Source organism: Stetteria hydrogenophila (assembly GCF_054657575.1).
The window spans coordinates 499,608-518,212 of the sequence record NZ_BAAHYL010000002.1 but is presented as its reverse complement, the minus strand read 5'-3'; the positions used below and the strand labels follow the sequence as shown (position 1 = coordinate 518,212).

14 protein-coding genes and 1 pseudogene are annotated in these 18,605 nt (G+C 68.0%); 9 read left to right on the top strand and 6 right to left on the bottom strand.

Annotation, left to right across the window (positions count from 1 at the left end; genetic code table 11):
- Nucleotides 1-45 precede the first annotated feature (45 nt).
- Entirely contained in the window at nucleotides 46-3,930 is a 3,885-nt protein-coding gene (locus ACYQ3J_RS06090; RefSeq protein WP_460125843.1) for a DEAD/DEAH box helicase, read from the top strand.
- On the opposite strand, the gene ACYQ3J_RS06085 is transcribed toward ACYQ3J_RS06090, so the two are convergent.
- Both ACYQ3J_RS06085 and ACYQ3J_RS06080 read right to left on the bottom strand, forming a co-directional pair.
- Nucleotides 3,927-4,595: an HAD family hydrolase gene (locus ACYQ3J_RS06085; RefSeq protein WP_460126268.1), complete on the bottom strand. Its 669-nt coding sequence runs from the start codon at nucleotides 4,593-4,595 to the stop codon at nucleotides 3,927-3,929. The two genes, ACYQ3J_RS06090 and ACYQ3J_RS06085, sit on opposite strands and share 4 nt — an antisense overlap.
- Nucleotides 4,596-4,898: 303 nt before the next feature.
- Nucleotides 4,899-6,920 (bottom strand): V-type ATPase 116kDa subunit family protein, encoded by a 2,022-nt coding sequence (locus ACYQ3J_RS06080; RefSeq protein ID WP_460126266.1) that lies wholly within the window; start codon nucleotides 6,918-6,920, stop codon nucleotides 4,899-4,901.
- A 139-nt stretch (nucleotides 6,921-7,059) separates the two neighbouring features.
- Here ACYQ3J_RS06080 and ACYQ3J_RS06075 point away from each other — a divergent pair, with 139 nt between their 5' ends.
- From ACYQ3J_RS06075 to ACYQ3J_RS06055, 5 genes are all read left to right on the top strand, one after another.
- On the top strand, nucleotides 7,060-7,362 hold the full coding sequence (locus tag ACYQ3J_RS06075) for a V-type ATP synthase subunit F (protein ID WP_460125841.1): 303 nt from the start codon (nucleotides 7,060-7,062) through the stop codon (nucleotides 7,360-7,362).
- 5 nt (nucleotides 7,363-7,367) lie between these two features.
- Complete coding sequence (locus ACYQ3J_RS06070; RefSeq protein WP_460125839.1) at nucleotides 7,368-7,970, top strand: V-type ATP synthase subunit E; 603 nt, start codon at nucleotides 7,368-7,370, stop codon at nucleotides 7,968-7,970.
- A 27-nt stretch (nucleotides 7,971-7,997) separates the two neighbouring features.
- The gene (locus tag ACYQ3J_RS06065; RefSeq protein WP_460125837.1) at nucleotides 7,998-9,815 is read left to right on the top strand and encodes a V-type ATP synthase subunit A; all 1,818 of its coding nucleotides are present in this window, start codon (nucleotides 7,998-8,000) and stop codon (nucleotides 9,813-9,815) included.
- A gap of 17 nt (nucleotides 9,816-9,832) precedes the next feature.
- On the top strand, nucleotides 9,833-11,248 hold the full coding sequence (locus ACYQ3J_RS06060) for an ATP synthase subunit B (RefSeq protein WP_460125835.1): 1,416 nt from the start codon (nucleotides 9,833-9,835) through the stop codon (nucleotides 11,246-11,248).
- Between the two features lie 305 nt (nucleotides 11,249-11,553).
- Nucleotides 11,554-12,195: a V-type ATP synthase subunit D gene (locus ACYQ3J_RS06055; RefSeq protein WP_460126264.1), complete on the top strand. Its 642-nt coding sequence runs from the start codon at nucleotides 11,554-11,556 to the stop codon at nucleotides 12,193-12,195.
- Nucleotides 12,196-12,210: 15 nt separating this feature from the next.
- Here ACYQ3J_RS06055 and ACYQ3J_RS06050 read toward each other — a convergent pair whose 3' ends face one another.
- Nucleotides 12,211-12,459, bottom strand: a complete 249-nt coding sequence (locus ACYQ3J_RS06050) for a hypothetical protein (protein ID WP_460125833.1) — start codon at nucleotides 12,457-12,459, stop codon at nucleotides 12,211-12,213.
- Between the two features lie 173 nt (nucleotides 12,460-12,632).
- On the opposite strand from ACYQ3J_RS06050, the gene ACYQ3J_RS06045 reads away from it, so the two are divergent.
- The 3 genes from ACYQ3J_RS06045 (at nucleotide 12,633) to ACYQ3J_RS06035 (ending at nucleotide 14,453) form a co-directional block, all read left to right on the top strand.
- Complete coding sequence (locus tag ACYQ3J_RS06045; RefSeq protein WP_460125831.1) at nucleotides 12,633-12,797, top strand: hypothetical protein; 165 nt, start codon at nucleotides 12,633-12,635, stop codon at nucleotides 12,795-12,797.
- 36 nt (nucleotides 12,798-12,833) lie between these two features.
- The gene (locus ACYQ3J_RS06040; RefSeq protein ID WP_460125829.1) at nucleotides 12,834-13,493 is read left to right on the top strand and encodes an amino acid kinase family protein; all 660 of its coding nucleotides are present in this window, start codon (nucleotides 12,834-12,836) and stop codon (nucleotides 13,491-13,493) included.
- Nucleotides 13,494-13,568: 75 nt separating this feature from the next.
- Complete coding sequence (locus ACYQ3J_RS06035) at nucleotides 13,569-14,453, top strand: hypothetical protein (protein ID WP_460125827.1); 885 nt, start codon at nucleotides 13,569-13,571, stop codon at nucleotides 14,451-14,453.
- Nucleotides 14,454-14,514: 61 nt separating this feature from the next.
- Here the strand turns inward: ACYQ3J_RS06035 and ACYQ3J_RS06030 are convergent, their stop codons facing one another.
- The 3 genes and pseudogenes from ACYQ3J_RS06030 to ACYQ3J_RS06020 form a co-directional block, all read right to left on the bottom strand.
- Nucleotides 14,515-14,889: a PadR family transcriptional regulator gene (locus ACYQ3J_RS06030; protein ID WP_460125825.1), complete on the bottom strand. Its 375-nt coding sequence runs from the start codon at nucleotides 14,887-14,889 to the stop codon at nucleotides 14,515-14,517.
- Nucleotides 14,888-14,947: pseudogene (locus ACYQ3J_RS06025) on the bottom strand (hypothetical protein); the annotation flags it as partial. The pseudogene ACYQ3J_RS06025 and the gene ACYQ3J_RS06030, both read right to left, overlap by 2 nt.
- Before the next feature lie 38 nt (nucleotides 14,948-14,985).
- Nucleotides 14,986-18,540 (bottom strand): MMPL family transporter, encoded by a 3,555-nt coding sequence (locus tag ACYQ3J_RS06020; RefSeq protein ID WP_460125823.1) that lies wholly within the window; start codon nucleotides 18,538-18,540, stop codon nucleotides 14,986-14,988.
- Nucleotides 18,541-18,605: the final 65 nt, after the last annotated feature.

The following is an 18,605-nucleotide window of genomic DNA, read 5'->3' as shown; positions in this document are numbered from 1 at the left end:
GGGTCTCCTTGCGGGGCCCCTGCTGGGCTTGGAGGCACTGGAGGGATGCTGTGGAGGTGGCTCTCCGGGCGTAAGGGGTGGGATAGCGTCGCCTCCCTCCTCTCCCAGGGGAGCGTTGACTACGCCCGCGTCGTCCCCCTGATCAGGTCCCTGGAGGGGTGCCCCCCGCGGGGGGTGCTTGAGGCCCTCGAGAGGGCGGGGTTGTACGAGGAGATAGTGCTCCTCGCCGTAAGGGGGTGCAGCGTCCCCTCGGACATGATCGCGAGGGCTAGGCGGTTCTTCCTCTCCGCAGGCCTGCCGAAGTGGGAGAGGGCCGCCAGCAGGCTGCTCGGCGTTGGGAGCGTCTACGACGCGGCCCGGGGGAGGGTTGCGTACGCCGCCTGCGTCGGGGGCCGGGTCTTCCTCAGGGTCGGCGGGCTGAGCGTCGAGCTGGGGGGCCAGGAGTCCCCGAGGGCGGCAGGCGACGCCGGGGAGGCGCTCGCGGTCTTCCTCTCCCGGGGGGCCCCGGGGCTCTACGTCTACTGGGGCGACTGCCCCACGCCCGAGGGGGTGCCCAGCGTAGACGCCAAGCTGCTCCTCTCCATAGCCTTCCCCGATGTGCCCCCGAACCTGGCGGCCGCAGCCTACCACTTCAGGGCCCTAGCCGGGGATCCCGCGCACGCCGTTGAGAGGGCCGCGAGAGCTTCGGCGTGGGCGCTCAGGCTCGCAGGCGTCGACTGGGACAGGCTCCCCGGCGAGGTCTCCGAGGCGAGGATCCTGGAGCCACTGGAGCCCCCGGCGCCCCCCAGCGGCGTGGTCGTCACCGACAAGCCCGTCCTCTCCGCGCCGCTCTACAAGCCCTACAAGCTGAAGGAGCCCAGGGAGCCGGGGAGCAGCGGGTGGGAGTACGCAGCCTACGCCGCGCTGAAGAGCCTCGCCCTCAGGAGGGGGGACCCGGCGAGGGCCTACTACTACTCGAAGCGCTCGGGGTCCCCGCTCTCCAAGCTACTACCCACCGCCATAGCCGCGAGCCTCGAGTGGCGGCCCGGGAAGCCCCGGGGCGGGGTGCAGGTGGAGCCCTGGCACGCCTCCCACATCCCCAGCGGGGTGGAGGCGGCCTACAACTGCACCCTCCCCCCGGGCGCCTGCCTCAGGCAGCCCCCGCCCCCGTGGGAGGAGGAGCTGGCCACCGCCGCCGGGATCCCGGCGCCTGAGCCTCCCGGGAGGCTGCCCCGGGGGAGGAGCCTGACCCCCGTCTCCCCCGGCGACCTGGAGGCCGGGGTCGAGGGCCCCAGGCCCGCGGGGGTGGTGGTCCACAGGGACTCCCCGGCGCTCACCAGGCCCTGCGACATCGCAGCGGCGGCCCTCGGCGTCGCCGGGGAGGCCCGGAGGGTCCTCATCGTCTCCCCCGGCCTCGCACTCGCCCGCGCCGTGGCGGAGTGCACCGGCGGAGTCCTCCTCGACGAGTCGGGCGTCGACGAGTGGGTGGCCCGCGGAGGCGTCGCGGTGGCCTCGTGGGGCTACGTGAGGGTGAACCCTGAGGTCCTCGCCGCCGGGGAGGTGGTGACACTCTTCCCCGAGAGGCTGGCCCGGGGGAGCGCGGAGGAGGCGCTCGCCGCCGCGGCGAGCCTCGGGGGGAGGAGCGTCTCAAGGGCGCTGGCCAGGCTGAAGGAGAGGAGGGGGAGCGGCTCCATAATCCTCTCGGGCGACTACGCCAGGCTCGAGGGCGACGTGGGCCTGAGCGTGGAGGACCTCATGGAGGAGTCGAGGAGGGTGTTCAGGCTCCACTGGCGCGGCGCGAGCCTGCGACCCTACCAGGAGGCGGCGCTCAGGATCCTCTACTCCATGGCCGCGAGGGGGGAGGCCGGGGTCGCCCTGGTGATACTCCCGACGGGGGCGGGGAAGAGCGCCATATTCCAGGTCGCCGCGAGGGTCCTAGCCGACAACGGGGCGGGCTACGCTGCCCTCGTGGTCTCGCCGCTCAAGGCCCTCATGCACGACCAGGTCAGGGGGGCGGCGGGTAGGGGCTTCAGGGCCCTCTATATAGACTCGAGCGTCTCGAAGACCAGGAGAGAGGAGGCCCTCGACGCCGCGCTCTCGGGGCTCCTCGACCTCCTCTACATCACCCCCGAGAGGTTCGAGGACTCGGCGTTCGAGGAGGCGCTCAAGGCCTCTCCCCCCGCGCTGATCGTGCTCGACGAGGCCCACACGCTGAGCAGGTGGGGGATGAGCTTCAGGCCCGGCTACCTCCACATGGCGAGGATGGTGGCCGGGCTCAGGAGAGAGGCCGGCTGGCCCCCCGTGCTGGCGCTCACCGCCACCGCTCCCCCCGGCGTCGCCGAGGACGTGCTCTCCGCCCTCGGGGAGGACCCGGGGAGGGCGGTGGAGGCGAGGGTGAGCCTCGAGGGCCCCGTGGACGCGCCGGAGCCGGTGGAGGGCAGGCCCTACATACTCAGGGCCCCGCCGCTCAGGCCCGAGCTGGAGTTCGACGTCACCCCCTCCCCCTCCGGGCCCCCTAGGCTAGCGGACGCCGCGAGGGTGGTGGAGGAGCTGGCCAGGTGGGCGGAGTCCCAGGGCGGCCCCTGGATAGGCCTCGTCTTCACGGGTTACGTTAAGAGCTCGAGGGCGAGGTGGGCGAACGCCGAGGCGGTCGCCAAGGCCATCGCCGAGAGGGTGGGCGGCGTCGCGGTCTACCACGGGCAGATGAGCGAGTCGAGGAGGAGGGAGGTCGAGGAGGCGGTGGCGAGGGCGAGCAGGGGCGGGGACGGGCCCAGGGTCATCGTGGCGACTAAGGCCTTCGGGATGGGGGTGGACATTCCGAACATAAGGTTCGTCGCCCACGTCTTCCCCAGCGACAGCGTCGAGGACTTCTACCAGGAGGTTGGGAGGGCGGGGAGGGACGGGAGGCCCGCGATCGCGCTGGCCCTCTACGACCCCAGCGACTTCGAGGCCAAGAAGAGGATGAAGATGGCCGAGGCGGTGAGGCCCAGCGCGGCGCTCCTCGTCTACAACGCCATAGCCTCCGCGGCCTCGGCCTCCAGGCGCGGCCTCGACGCCCTGGTGCCCATCAGCCTGCTCGCGGCGCTCGCGGGGGGCGAGGCTTCGGCCTACCGCTCCCTCGAGGCCCTCAGGCACGCAGGGATCCTGGAGTACACTGTTGTCAACCTCCCCCTCAGGCTCGGCAGGGGGCGGGGGTGCCTCCTCGACCTCAAGGGGGGCAGGTGCATTGACCCGGAGGCCGAGGGCGGGGAGGCCGCTGCGTGCCTCGCCGGGGACCCGCCCCTAGTCAGGGTCTCCTACGGCGAGTGCGGAGGGGGCAGGGTGTTCAAGCTGAGCGGCGCCAAGGCGGTGCTGGCGTCGCTCACGCCCGGGGCGAGCCACAAGCCCCGCACGTACCTGCCCCCCGAGGCGTTCGCGGCTATCGTTAGGATGAGGGCGGAGGAGGTGGACAAGGTCGAGGAGCTGAAGGCGATCATGGACGCCGCGGCGAGGGCGAGGCTCCGCGGCGGGAGGCCGGCGGCGAACGCGGTGGTGAGGAGGGGGATAGAGGAGTACTTCAGCAAGCCCAGGCCTAGGCCGGGGCTCCCCTGGGAGGTGCTTGGGAAGAGGGTGAAGCGGGCCAGCCCGGAGGAGTGCGCGGCGGAGGCCGCCAGGGACGCGGCGAGGATAGCGGAGAGCCTCGGCCCCAGCGGCTTCACCCTCGCAGCCCCCTCGGCGAGGCTCGCGGCCAAGCTGAGGACTGCGGTGGAGGCGGTGGTCTCGAGGCCCCTGCCCGACCCGAGGAGGGCGTACCAGAGGATCACGGCCACGCTGAGGAGGAAGGGCGCCTGGGCGCTGATGGACTACGGGGTGATCCTGCTCCTCGTGGAGGAGGGGTCGAGGAGCATGGAGGCGGTCGCCAGGAGACTCGACGGGTACCCCTACCACGCCCTCTACGTAGCCTCCGGCTAGCCCACCAGCGCCAGCCTAACCATGTTGACGAGGTCGCACGCCACAGCGTCGGGCCGGGCCCTTGAGAGCGTGAGCGGCCTCCTCACCACGAGCCCCTTGAACCCCACCCCGGCCCCAGCACCGGCCTCCAGGTCCTCCTCCGAGTCCCCCACGACGCCCGCGGCCTCGGGCGGGGCGTTGAGCCTATCCAGGGCGAGCCTCACCACCGCCGGGTCCGGCTTGGCCCTCCCAGCCTCCTCCGACGACGCCACGGCGGAGACGTAGGGGTCCAAGTCGAGGGCCCTCAACGCCTCCTCCACCACGCCCCTCTCCCCCTCGCTGGCGATGGCCACGCCCTCGAAGGAAGTCGAGGCTATGGCGAGGGCCTCCACGGCGTCCCTGTAGGCGGTGAGCCTCCGGGGGATAACGTCGAGCACCAGCCTCCTCGCCTCCCCCTCGCCGAGCCGCACCCCAACCCTCCCAGCCGCCTCGACCAGCGCCCTCGTGAAAGGCGCCGCCTCACGGCGCCAGAGCCCCTCGAGGACCCTGGCGTAGAGCCGGGCGAAAGCGTCGGGCTCCACCTCAGCCCCCAGCCCCTGGAGCCTCCTAGCAAGGGCGGCGTAGGAGTCTAGGAGGGACCCCAGCGAGACGACCGTCCCGAAGAAGTCGAGGACCAGGTACTCCACCAACCCGAGCCACCCACCACCCCAACGGGTATAGGTGCTATTAAGCGTAAAGGCCCCCGGGGGCAGCCATCAGCCTGCTGGGGGGCGGTGAGGAGGGCTGGTATTGCCGACTCAGCCCTCCATGGGGACGGACACCAGACCACGAGCCCCCCATGCTTCTCATCAAACAGCTCCTCTGGGGGATCCCGGGGGCCCGGGCGTCGAGGAGTGTGAGGGTGGAGTGGGTAGCGCTCCAGGAGCGCCCCGGGCGCTGGAGGGGCTGGTTGCCCTTGGAGTGCTTCAAGGATTGCCGGGAGGGGCGGGCTAGGCTGTGATGACTATCGTTACTCCCTCGGGGATCCTCACGGGTGTGAAGGGTATCCCGGTTCCGCTGTAGAACTTGCTGAACCACTCGTAGAAGTGCAGCCTGAGGTTGTGGGCGAAGGCTATTATGCTCTCGAGCCCGGCGGTGAGCAGGTTGCCGGTGGCGTAGACTAGGGCGCCGGCCACGTAGCCCGCTGGCCCGTTGAGGAGCGGGATCGTCATCATTGTGAAGCCTAGCATGAGGCCTGAGTGGGCGAGGCCCAGGCCGAGGATCCTGAGGAAGCTCGGGATGTTGCCCACTACCATTAGTATCGACTCGAAGGCCTCCATGAACGCCTCGCCGAAGCCCGCCCCGCGACCCGTGGCCAGGCCTATGACCGGCTTCCCGAGCATCAGCCAGGCGATGCCAGTGAGCGAGCCGTAGAAGACTACCTTGGAGAGCGCCGACTCCCTCGGGCCGAAGACCGCCTCGCTGATGACGCTGCCCGCCTTATGTGGGTCTAGGGTTAGGAGGAAGGGCAGCGTGGCGCTGGCGAAGAGGATGAACTTCGGCAGCTTAGAGGCGACGGCCTCCTCCGCCTCACCCTTCAGGAGGGCGTCCACCACTGCGAGCAGCGTGCCCAGGGTTAGCATGAAGGCGGCTATCCACAGGGAGATGCCGATGCCGCGGTGGAGCAGGGCGGCCGCGAGGTCGGCCTCGCCCTCCACTGCCTCGTGCAGGCCCAGGGAGAGGGGTGGGGCCTCGAAGCCTAGGGAACGCCACATCTCCACCAGGGGCTTCCCGGTGAGGGGGCCGAAGAACTCGCCCGCGAGGATCCCTCCCACGACGCCGGCCGCCCCGAGTATAGCAGCGAGGATCCCCCAGTCCCTGCTCCTCTTAGCCATGTAGAGGAGGGCGAAGGCGATAACTAGGAGGCCGTGGCCCGCGTCGGGGAACATAAGCCCGAATATGACGGGCATCGTCACGGCCATGAACACCGTGGGGACTATCTCACCCGGCTCGGGGTGGCCGTATAGCTCCAGCACCCTCTGGAACGGCCTCAGGAAGCGGGGCACCTCGACCTTGCTCGGCACCCTCTCCTCGGCCCTCCTAGCGCCGAGGCTCACCATGAGGTAGGCCCCGCCCGTCGCGTCCCCCAGCAGCCTCTCAAGCTTCTTCCTGTCCCTCGTGTCGACGAAGCCCCTGATCAACGCCATCGTCTTGACGCGGGCGGTGTTGGCTAGGATCCTGAGCACCTCCCTAAGCACGTACATCTTGGTGTAGTACTCGGCCAGCTTGTCGGCGAGGCTCGATAGCCTCCTCTTTATAGACTCTATCCTCTCGCTCATCTCCCTCGCCGCCCTGGAGGCCTCCTCGTGCGCCTTAGCCGGGTTGCCCGGCATCCACTCGGGGAGCCACAGGGGGGACCAGCCGTAGCCCCTGAGCTGGGCGGTCGCGACTAGCACCCTAACACCGTCCCCGGCCACCGCGATGACCGCCTTCCCCTCGCCGGCCTCATCGACTGCAACCACTACCCCCTCCCTGGAGGCGATCTCGCCGGCCAACGCAGCCGCCTCGGCGGGTGCGAGACCCACCGAGAAGGACACCCTCTTGGCCTGGGAGGCGGCCCTCAGGTCGGCGTCCACGTGCTTTATGGACTCGAGGAGCTCCCTGATGGAGTGGAGCTCCCTGAGCCTCGTCTCCAACTCCTCTATCTGGGAGAGGCCCTCCTCGAACTCCCTCTCGAGGCCCGAGTACTCCTCGGCTACCTCGCGAACCCCGCTGGCCCAGCCGCTAATCCTGACCTCGACCCCCCGGAGGAGCCTGGGCTCCAAGCCTATGGCCCGGAAGAAGGACTCGATCTTCGACACCCTCTCCGAGGCCTCGTTGAAGGCTTGAATCATGCTGACGTCGGGCCTGACCCCGAGCTCCCTCGGCGGCTCGGCTACCTGCATCAAGCCCGCCTCGGCTATCTCCTTGACTACCCTATCGTAGAACGTGTATGGAACAGCCACGATAACCTCCTCAACCCTACGTGACACTAGCAACAGCGCCACCTCACCAACCGGCTTGCGCCATCTCGGGGATGAGGCCTAACCCCGTGGGTGCATTGCCTGGGTTTGGCTGGATAAAAAGCTTCAAACACCTGAATCTACCCTACCTGCTGGGGGCTGGCCTGGGTTGCAACGCGGAGGCGGCAAGCTCGTAGTCATAGGGGATAGGGACACCCTGCCCCTCTTCAGGACCGCGGGCCTCTCGGTCGCGGAGGCCCGCTCGACCAGCGACGTCCTGAAGGTCATCAGGGAGAAGGCGGGGGAGGCCGCTCTCTTCATAGTCCTCCGGCACGTAGTCGACGATGAGGAGGCGCTGAGGAGGGAGGCGGCGAAGCTCGGGGCGCAGGTCCTAATCCTCGCCTCGAAGTGGGCCCCCGCTAAGCCCTTAAGGGTGCAAGAGATGCTCGCTAAAGCCCTTGGCGTGGGGTGAAGGTCGTGGCCAAGCTCTACGGGGACCCGGGCAGGGTTGCTGAGGAGGCAGTAAGGGCTGAGCTTGAGAAGGCGCTTCGCGAGCTTGAGGAGGCCCGCAGGACCGCTCTGAGCATGCTCGAGGATAAGAGGGAGAAGCTCCTCGTAAAGGCCGAGGAGAAGGCTATCGAGGCGCACGAGAGGGTCATGGAGAAGCTGAGGAGCGAGAGGGCCAAGAGGGAGCTTAAACTCAGGACCGCCCTGGCAGAGGAGAAGAGCAGGCACCTCGACAAGGTCATAGAGGCGGTCGTGGAGAGGATCAAGGCGGCCAAGGCCGGGGCGGAGTGGTACGAGAGGTACATGAGGAGGGTTATGGAGGCGGTCGCCGCGGAGGCGGAGGCACACGGCGGCTTCGTGGTAAGCGTCGCCGCCGAGGACATGGACCTCGCAAGGGATATCGCGAAGCGCCTTAAGGGGGTCGAGGTCTCCAAGGAGCCCGCGAGCATCATTGGAGGAGTCATCGCCCGCTCCAAGGACGGCTACGTGACCCTGGACTACACGCTGGACTACCTGCTCAAGGAGGCTGAGCCAAGGCTCAGAAGCATAGCATCTAAAATACTCTTCAGCTAGCCCGCGGTACCCTGGAGGTGCCGCTTCGTGCCCGTGAAGGGCAGGATTGTTAGAGTCGCAGGCCCCCTCGTGGTCGCCGAGAACATGAGCGGCGCCCAGATGTACGAGATGGTCAGGGTGGGCGAGGAGGGCCTCGTCGGCGAGATAACGAGGATCCGCGGCGACCTGGCATACATCCAGGTCTACGAGTCCACCACGGGCCTCAAGCCCGGGGAGCCCGTTGAGGGCACCGGGGGCCCGTTGAGCCTCGAGCTGGGCCCAGGACTCCTTGGCGTGATCTACGACGGCATCCAGAGGCCCCTCACCAGGATCGCGGAGGTCCTGGCCTCCAAGATGCCTGAGAGGAGCATATTCGTCGAGAGGGGGATCAAGGTACCGGCGCTCGACAGGGAGAGGAAGTGGAGCTTCATCCCCGGCGACCCAAGCGGCGGGTTCAAGCTCAGGCCGGGCGACAAGGTCTCGGGCGGCGACGTGCTCGGCTGGGTGCAGGAGACGAGCCTCATAAGACACCTCATAATGGTCCCGCCCAACGTGCACGGGAGGCTCTCCTGGGTGGCGGGTGAGGGCGAGTACACGGTCGAGGACACCATCGCGGAGGTTGAGACGGAGAGGGGGAAGGTGCCCATCAAGCTCTACCAGAAGTGGCCCGCCAGGGTCCCCAGGCCGTACAAGGTGAAGCTGGAGCCCACCGAGCCCCTCATAACGGGCATGAGGGTCATAGACACGCTCTTCCCCATGGCGAAGGGCGGCACCGGGGCGGTGCCGGGAGGCTTCGGCACCGGGAAGACCGTGACGCTCCACAGCCTGGCCCAGTGGAGCAGCGCCAGGGTGGTGATCTACATCGGCTGCGGGGAGAGGGGCAACGAGATGACCGAGGTCCTGGTGAGGTTCCCCAAGTACAAGGACCCGTGGACCGGGAAGCCGCTGATGGAGAGGACCGTGCTCATAGCGAACACTAGCAACATGCCCGTGGCGGCGAGGGAGGCGAGCATCTACGTCGGCATAACGATTGCCGAGTACTACAGGGACATGGGGTACGACGTGCTCCTAGTCGCCGACTCGACGAGCAGGTGGGCGGAGGCCCTCAGGGAGATCGCGGGGAGGCTCGAGGAGATGCCGGCGGAGGAGGGTTACCCGAGCTACCTGGCCTCGAGGCTCGCCGAGTTCTACGAGAGAGCCGGCAGGGTGGAGGCGCTGGGCAGCCCCGGCAGGGTCGGGAGCGCCACGGTCGTGGGCGCAGTGAGCCCGCCGGGCGGCGACTTCACCGAGCCGGTCACGAGCCACACGATGAGGTTCATCAAGGTGCTCTGGGCGCTCGACACGAAGCTAGCCTACAGCAGGCACTACCCGGCGATAAACTGGCTCACTAGCTACAGCGCGTACTCCGACCTAGTAGCCGAGTGGTGGCACAAGAACGTCGACCCGAGGTGGGCCGAGTACAGGAATGAGGCGATGAACATACTCCTCAGGGAGAGCGAGCTCCAGGAGATAGTGAGGCTCATAGGCCCCGAGAGCCTCGACGAGAAGGACAAGCTCATCCTAGACGTGGCTAGACTCATAAAGGACGGCTTCCTGAAGCAGAACGCCTTCGACCCCGTGGACGCGTTCACCCCGCCGGTGAAGCAGTTCAAGCTCCTCCAGATGATCATAGACTACTACCGCAAGGCCATGGAGCTCGTGGAGGCGGGCGTCACAGTCAAGGAGATCAGGGAGGCGGTGGGCAGGCTCTACCTGGACATGGTCAGGGCCAAGTTCGAGGTGCCCAACGATAGGGTAGAGCTTATAGACGAGTTGAGGGAGAAGGTTCTCAAGGCCCTCGAGTCCCTGAGGGCCGGCGCCGCTTAGCCGGGGGTGCGTGCTTCATGGCCCTTGGAGCGCCTGGGATCCTAGGGGCTAAGGAGTACTCCCGAGTCACCGAGGTCAGGGGGCCCCTCATCGTCGTTGAGGGGGTCTCCGGCATAGGGTACGACGAGATAGTTGAGGTCGAACTCGCGAGCGGCGAGAGGAGGAGGGGCAGGGTCCTGGAGGTCCACAGGAACATCGCCGTAGTCCAGGTGTTCGAGGGCACCACCGGCATCACCACCACCGGCAGCAAGGTGAGGTTCCTCCGCAAGCCCCTCGAGATCCCCCTCAGCGAGGACATGCTGGGCAGGGTCTTCAACGGCCTGGGGGAGCCGATCGACGGCGGACCCCCAGTCGTCGCCGAGGAGAAGAGGGACGTGAACGGCGCCCCGCTCAACCCGGCGATGAGGGAGTACCCGGAGGACTTCATCCAGACCGGTATAAGCGCTATCGACGGGATGAACACGCTGGTGAGGGGGCAGAAGCTGCCCATCTTCAGCGGCAGCGGCTTGCCCCACAACACGCTCGCAGCCCAGATCGCCAGGCAGGCCACGGTTAGGGGCGAGGAGGAGGAGTTCGCAGTAGTATTCGCAGCCATCGGGATTAAGTACGACGACTACCTGTTCTTCAGGAAGTTCTTCGAGGAGACGGGGGCCCTCAGCAGGGTTGCAATGTTCGTGAACCTGGCCGACGAGCCGGCGATGATAAGGCTCGTCACCCCGAGGGCAGCCCTGACCCTTGCCGAGTACCTCGCCTTCGAGAGGGACATGCACGTCCTAGTCATTCTAACCGACATGACGAACTACGCCGAGGCGCTGAGGGAGATCAGCGCCGCCAGGGAGGAGGTCCCCGGCAGGCAGGGCTACCCCGGCTACCTCTACAGCGACCTCGCCAGCATCTACGAGAGGGCTGGGAGGGTGAAGGGCAGGAAGGGCAGCATAACGCAGATGCCAATCCTGACGATGCCCAACGACGACATAACCCACCCGATCCCCGACCTCACAGGGTACATAACGGAGGGCCAGATAGTCCTCAGCAGGGAGCTGTACAACAGGGGCATCTACCCGCCCATAGACGTGCTCATGAGCCTCTCTAGGCTGATGAAGGAGGGCATAGGCCCCGGGAAGACGAGGGAGGACCACGGCGACGTGAGCAACCAGCTCTACGCAGCCTACTCCAGGGGCGTCGAGCTGAGGAGCCTCGCCGCAGTCGTCGGCGAGGAGAGCCTCAGCGAGACGGACAGGAGGTACCTCAAGTTCGCAGACGCCTTCGAGCGCCGCTTCCTCAACCAGGGCGTGAGGGAGAACAGGCCGATAGAGGAGACGCTCGACATAGCGTGGGAGATACTCTCCATACTCCCCGAGGAGGAGCTAACCAACATAAGGGAGGAGTACGTTAAGAAGTACCACCCCAAGTACAGGGGCAAGACCGCCTAGAACCCCCTACCCCCTAGAGGGCCCATTTCCACCTTCCCTACTCGCTTGCTTCTCTACTCGTATAACGCGCGGCTGGCTCCGGGGCGTCGCCCTCCTGCTTAAGGGGCGGCGCTAGCCGCCAGCCGCCACACCCCTCCCCGAGGGCAACGCTTGGAGGGGGCCCTCGCCGCGGCGGGGTGTGACCGGCTGCGTTGACGCTAATAACTCCCTTAGGCTAGTGATTAGGTTTTAACCTAGGGGCGGCCGCCTTCCTGAAGCGGTTGCTCGACTAGCGGCGCTGCGCTGTGGGGGCGGTTGCTTTGGCTGTGGACCCGAGGAGGGTGCTGCCGACTAAGATTAACTTGATCATGCTTAGGCGTGAGGAGAAGGTTATCCGTAGGATTAGGAGGGTTATGGAGGAGAAGAGGGAGGTGCTCCTCCACTACATTAGGAGCGCGGCCGAGGAGTACAACAGGTACCAGGGCGAGGTGTACAAGCTCCTCGACGAGGTCTACTCAACGTACTACATGGGGGCAGCCGAGATGGGGGTGGAGGCCGTGGAGTCCGCCGCCTACATGGTCCCCGATAGTCTGAGGGTCCAGACGGGCATGATGGCTGTGTTCGCGGTGAAGACCCCCACGTTCAGGCTTGTGGAGGAGAGCATGCCCCCACTCGTGCTGCCCCCCGACGTGAGCCCCTACCTCCTCGAGGCAGCCGTGAGGCTCAGGAGGCTCCTCCCAATGCTCCTCAAGCTGGCCGAGCTAGAGGAGATGATTAGGAGGCTCATCGAGGAGCTGAGGGAGACGCAGAGGCTCATCAACGCCCTGGACTACGTCATACTCCCGAGCTACGAGGCTGCAATCAAGTACGTCAAGTCCGTGCTGGACGAGAGGATGAGGGAGGAGTTCGTGAGGCTGAAGATGGTTAAGAGGAAGCTCGAGGAAAGAGCAGCCGCCCAGGCCGCCTAGCCGGGGGCGGCGCGGCTAGGGGAGTAGAGCCCCAACCACTATGAGGGCTAGCGCCAGGCTGATCGTGAAGACTATGAACTTCTCCGGCGGCATGTTGGCAATAGCCCTTACCCCCCGGACAGTGACGATTCCGAGGAAGGCTACGCCGAAGACAGCCAGTAGCACCAGCCCGGCGAGCGCTAGGACGTAGCCAGCGTCGAAGCTGGGGCTCGGCAGCCTCGACGCCAGCTCGTTAACCGCTCGGGCAACGTCGGAGGCAGCCACTCCACTTCACCCCCCTCACACTGCACCCAGCAGGAATTAACCCCCCAGCGGCTGGTAACCTCGTAGAGGTGGTGCGACCCCGGGAATACCCGGGGGGATCCGGGAGGCGCTCAGGCGCGGCGGGGGCGCCGCGGGTGACGAGGGTTAAAAGCGGCGACTAAGCCCCCTCCGGGATGAGCGAGGCCAGGACAGCTGACGCTCCACCCCCCGCCGTTGGGGCGGTGAGGATCCCTGGGACTACCCTGGGCAGCCCTCTCCCCCCGGGAGGGCTGTGCCCTAACACGAGCGTGCCGAGCCTCCACGGGGGGCGGGACTTCCTCGGCGTGCCTCCAAATTAGCCCCCCCGAGCCGGCTCCCGCGTTGGGGGCCCGGCTTTGGCTGGCCTCGAGAGGGTCGTGGTTAAGGTTAGCGGAAGCCTCGCCGAGTCTGAGGGGTACGTGGCCCGGCTGGCTGGGGTGGTTAGGGATCTCAGGCGCCGCGGCGTCTCGCTGGCAGTGGTTGTTGGCGGTGGCTCGACTGCGAGGAGGCGGATCTCGGAGCTGAGGGCCGCGGGTGTCCCCGAGGCGGTGCTGGACGTCGTCGGCATTTGGGCTGCGAGACTGAATGCCCTCACACTCGCCGCCGCCCTGTGGCCCCTCTCCCCCCTCAGGGTCCCGGCTAGCCTAGAGGAGGCCCTCGACCACGTGGCCGCTGGGCTCGTCCCCATCCTCGGAGGCCTCCAGCCGGGGCAGAGCACTAACGCGGTCGCAGTCGCCCTCGCGGAGGCGTTGAGGGCGCCGCTCGTCAACCTGCTGCGCGGAGTCCCCGGCGTCATAGTCGAGGGCAGGGTGGCGGCGAGGCTCTCCTACGACGAGCTGGAGAGGGTGGTCTCCGGGAAGCCCCAGACCGCCGGGGGCTACGAGCTCTTCGACCACGTCGCCCTCTCGATGGCTAGGAGGAGCGGGGTCAGGCTCTACTTCATCGACGGCAGCGACCCGGAGAGGCTGAAGCGGCTAGTCCTCGGGGAGGCCCGCGAGGGGACCCTGGTCTCCTAGCCCACGCCCTCCCCCCGGGCGCCCTTAACCACGATAGGCCCCGCCCGGCCCCCTGGGGTACCCTGGGGGGCCGCGGTGGCGGCGAGGCTCGTGGTGCTCGTGGTCGGCCTTGAACCCGTGGACTCCGGGAAGACCACGCTCGCAGCCGGGATAGCGGGCGGCCTGGCCCGGATGGGGTTCGACGTGGGCGTCTCCAAGCCCGTGGGCGGGGTCGACCTCTGGAGGAGCCCGTGGGTGCTCAGGGAGGTTGAGAGGCTCGGCATCGTCGTCAGCGGGGACGCCGTCGCCCTGGCGAGGGCGGCGGAGCCCGAGGATCCCCTGGACGAGGTCAACCCGCTCGCCGTCCTCCTGGCACCGGTGGACCCCTCCAGGTCGGAGTGGAGGGTGACCACGAGCGATCTGCCCCTCCACCTGAGGGCGGTCGCGGCGAGGCTCACAGCCTGCGGGGGGAGGGGTAAGAGCACGCTGCAAGCAGTCAACACCGAGGCGGCGAGGAGGCTGCCCGGGCTCTGGGCCAGGAGGATCGAGGAGGCCGCCTCCGCCCTCAAGCCGGAGCCTGTGAGGGCGGGGGACGAGCTAATGGAGGGCCTGCTGGGCCCCGGCTCCCTCGCCCAGGCCGACTCCTGCCTGAAGGCGATCCTCGACAGGCGGGAGGCGGTGGTCATCGAGTCCCAGTCCGACGTCGCAGCCCCAACCCCGCTCTCGCTCACGGCAAACGTAGTCGTGGCGGTGGCGCCAGGCAAGGCGGCCGTCCTCAGCGGGGACAGGTACTCGAGGGCGGTCAGCGTGGCGGGCAGCCTCGGCTCGCCCCACCTCATCAGGGCCTCCGAGGCCGTGCGCCTGGCGAGGCCCCGCGCGGCGTTCGACCTCCCCGTGCTCGAGGAGCCCGGGCTGGGCTACAGCCCCGGGGACCTAGCGGAGCTTCTGGACGCGATCCTCGACACCGCAGGAGTCAGGTGAGCCCGGAAAACCCTAACGGGGCCCCAGGGTTGGCGTGGGCGCGCCGAGGCCGCCCGGCCCTTCAGGACCCCTCCTCCCTGCACGCCCTCTCCTCAAGCGCCCTGGACAGGCGTTTCACCGTCTCCTCCAGCCTGTAGAGGTGGTTTAGCACCTCGGCCGGCACGCACGGCTTCCGGGTGCCCTGGGCGCTCCTGGCCCTAACCCTCTCGGCGGCGAGGTTGATTATGTGCAGCATGTTCTCCGTGATGGCCTTGGCTACGTCGAGCGCGTCGGCGAGAGCGCTCCATCCCTTATCGGTTAGCCTGTAGACCTTCCTGAGCCTGCCCGACTCGATCACGGCCTCCTCCTCGATTAGGCCCTCCTCGGAGAGCTCGCGGAGCCAGGGGGTAGAGGCTGCCGGGGCTGGCCTTGACGTTGCCGAGGGTGATCTCCTCAATCGTCTTGCTCAGCTCGTAGCCGTGGCTGGGCTTAACGGCTAGCAGGGTTAGTATCATGAAGCGGAGCCTAAGCCTGACGGGGTCGCACGCCACGTTCACCCGGCTTCCTCCACCTCCGCCTTCGGCCCCCACGGCCACCACGCTCCCCTGCCCATTAACGCTATGAGGGCCGGGGTTAATGCTACCCCCGCCAGTATCCCCGCAAAGATCACTCCCAGCGCCAGCGACGCCCCCGTCATCCTGAGGCCCGGCGTCTTGCTGAGGACCAGGCCACCGTAGGCTCCAGCCATTATGGCCGCCAGGCCGAGCACCAGCCTAGCCGCCCTGGAGACGGCCCTCGCAACCGCCTCCCTGCTGCACTCGCGCAGGCACTCCTCGGCCGCCCTGCTTATGGAGAAGCTGTTGTAGTCCATCCCAACGCCCAGTATGGCGGTGAACACTGTTATCGGCAGGTACCAGGGCACCGGGGATCCCTCCACGCTCTGGAAGTAGTAGATGGTGAGGGCTATCGAGTACTCCGCCGCGATCGCCACGGCTGCGACGGCTGCCAGCGCGACGGCGACGCCGCCGTAGGCTAGGAGCATCGAGGCGAACATCAGGCTCACCGCCGCGGGGAGGACCCTGTGGTAGAACCTCTCGTTCAGCAGCTCCTCGAGGTCAAGGTTGACCGCCGCCATCCCGCCCACGAGGCTTCCCGGGTCGACGCTGTGTGCGGCCCGTCTGGCCTGCCTCGCGCACTCGACGCCCTCCGAGGAGAGCGGGTTCACCGAGGGCACTGCGACTACGTAGGCCCCGCCGCTGGCGTTGTAGACCTCAACCCTGGATATGCAGCTGAGGCCCTTGAGGGCCTCCGCTACCTCCCCAGCCTTGCCGGGGCTCGAGGGGACCACGTAGATGGGGTAGACCACGCCGGGGTCGAACCTCTCGTTTATGAGCCTGAGCCCCTCGAGGCTCTCCACGCCCTCGGGCATCATGATCGTCAGGTCGTGGCTCCCCTTGAAGCCCGCGTGCACGTAGACCGCCGGCACTAGAGCTACGAGCACGAGCGCCACCAGCACCGGGGCGCCCCTCGTGGCGAGAGCGCCGAGCGCCCCGGGCCGCCGCTGGGCCCTGGAGCCCCCGCCGTTGGAGGGGTGCCTTGGCCACCAGAGGATCCTGGAGCCGCCCACGAGGGCGAGGAGGGCTGGGATGAACGTGAGGCTCGCCGCGACGACGAGGGCTATGGCTAGGGGCACGCTCTCCCCGATGCTCCTGAGGAAGGGGAAGTCCCAGGCGAGGCCGAGGCTCCCGAAGCCTATCGCCGCGGTGGCGGCGCCGGCGAGCACGGGCCTAGCGCTGGCCCTGAGGGCGGCGGCTGCAGCGAGCCTCGGGTCCCTCCTCACCGCAAGCTCCTCCCTAAACCTCCTGGCTATGAAGGTGGCGTAGTCTATCCCGAGGCCGAGGCCCGTCGAGAACATTATGGTCCTAGACATGCTCGTCACAGTGATCGCTCCGTCCTTGGCGAGGACGTAGGCGAGGCCTAGGGCGGCCGCTAGGCCGAGCCCTATGCCGGTGAAGGGCAGGAGCACCGCCACCACGCTCTCCAGGATTAGGGCGAGGATCACGAGCACCAGGATCATGCTGTACCTGTCGCTCCTCTCCACGTCCTCCAGGGCGGCCTCCCTCATCTGCTTCTCCGTAACCACCCCGCCCGTCGCCTTCACGTCGACGGTGTAGCCGTGGGACTCGAAGAGGCTCCTGATGTCGGCCTTGACCCTCTCCGCGTCCTCGTAGCCGGCGTTGAATAGGAGGACTAGGAACGCCCTCCCGTCGCGTGAGACTAGGACGCCCCTAAGCTCCTCCTCCAGGCTCGGCCACGCCGCCTTGAGGGCCTCGGCGGCTAGCCTGGAGGCCTCCGCTTCGGGGGTGGACTCACCCCGGTATACGCGCAGCGCCGCGTCCACCACGGCTCCCGCGGCGCTCGCCGGGATCCCGGCTTGGGCGAGCTGCCCGGCTAGCTGGCTGGCCAGCACCTGCCTCGCCGCCTCGAGGAACTCGTCCTCACCCTCCGGGACGCCGTTGGCCTTGAAGTAGTCGAGCAGCGGCCTCGCCTCGGCGGGGGCCCTCGACGCGACCAGCTCGACTGCCAGCTCCTCGGGGTCCCCGCCGGCGGCCAGGCTCCTAATCACCTCGGGGCTGACGCCCCACTGGCCCGCGAGCGGCTCGAGGATCCTAGCGGCAGCCTCCAGCGCCAGCCGGGGATCCCCGGCGATAGCCCCCGAGGCGTTGGGGTCGAGCTCGAGTAGCACCTCGACCGCCCTGGTGGAGTTGAGCGCCTCGACGAGGAAGCCGGGGGCGCCCTGGGCGGCTGCCCCGGCGGCGACCGTGGCGAGCGCGGCCCTCGCCGCTACCTCCCTAGAGGCGTTGCCCTGGGCCGCCGCGGCTGCAAGCGCCTCGGCTGCCAGGGGCGGGATCCCGGTGGACTCCAGGTACCTCGCGTACGCAGCCCTGAGCGCTTCGGCCACCGCGCCGCTGCTACAGTTCCTCGCCGCCAGCTCCTCGTAGGCCAGCGCGACCAGGGGGGATCCCCGCTCCTCCGCGAGCGCCGCCCCGTACCTCTCTATGGCGTCGAGCCTGGCATCCGCCACGACGCTCCACACGACCCTGTAGAGCTCAGCCACGCCCTGCGGGCCCTGGGCCGGGAGGCCCCTCAGGTCCGGGATCCCGGCTAGCCTCTCCGAGGCAGCTGCTGCTAGCAGGCCGACGTAGCTCTTAGCCTCGGCGGGCAGGACCGGGCTCTCCTCGAGTATCAAGCCCGCCAGGCGGGCTGCGTGGGTGTTGTTGAACGCTCCGGGCCCCCCGATGCTAGTGGTGTAGTTGAAGACCGCCCTCACCAGGTCGGGGCTCAGGGGCGGGATCCCGAGCTCGGTTAGGTTGGACGCCTCCACCACCCTCGCGACATCGTCGTCGGTGAGCACCCCCTCCTCGTACGCCCTAGTAGCGTTCTCCAGGAGGAACTCCGCCCTCACCACGTCGAAGAGCGTGGAGGCGTAGAGCCTGGAGACGTCGCCGCAGAGGAGCACCGCGCCCTGGAGGGCGTTGAGGAGCTGGGGCGTGGCGCTCGCGAGGCCCGCGAGGGCCTGGTAGTAGCCGGCGTAGGCCTCGTCAGCCCTCGCAGCCAGGGATGCAGTGGCGTTAACCAGCCCGGCGAGCTCCCGGAGCTGGCTCGTGGCGTTGAGCGTGGCGAGCCAGAGGGCCCTGTAGCCCTCGAGCGCCGCCACCGTGCCGTTGACCGCCTGGAGGTAGCCCTCGAGCGCCTTGGAGTACACGGCGCCCGCCACGTCGACCCAGCTGGTGTGGTTCGCCCCGCCCCACCTGACCTTGCCCCAGTCACCCGCTATCTCGAAGTAGAGGTCTGGCCCAACCTCGACGCCGTCAACCACTATTATCGCGCTCGGCTCCGCGCTCGCCCCGCCGTTGACCCTGGCGATGGCCTCCTGGGCCTTGATGCTCTCCACGTTCTCGGGGAGCATGCCCCTCTCCTCGGTCACCACGACGTCGTTCAGCTTCGACGCTAGCGGGGCGGAGAGCAGCGCCACGACTACCCACAGAGCTATAACGACCCAGGCCCTCCTCGCTGTCCACTCGGAGGCGCCCACCACCGTCACCACATATCTTGACTCAACACATATAGTAATGCTATATATATCTTTCCATGGTCCCCGCCGATGCGTGG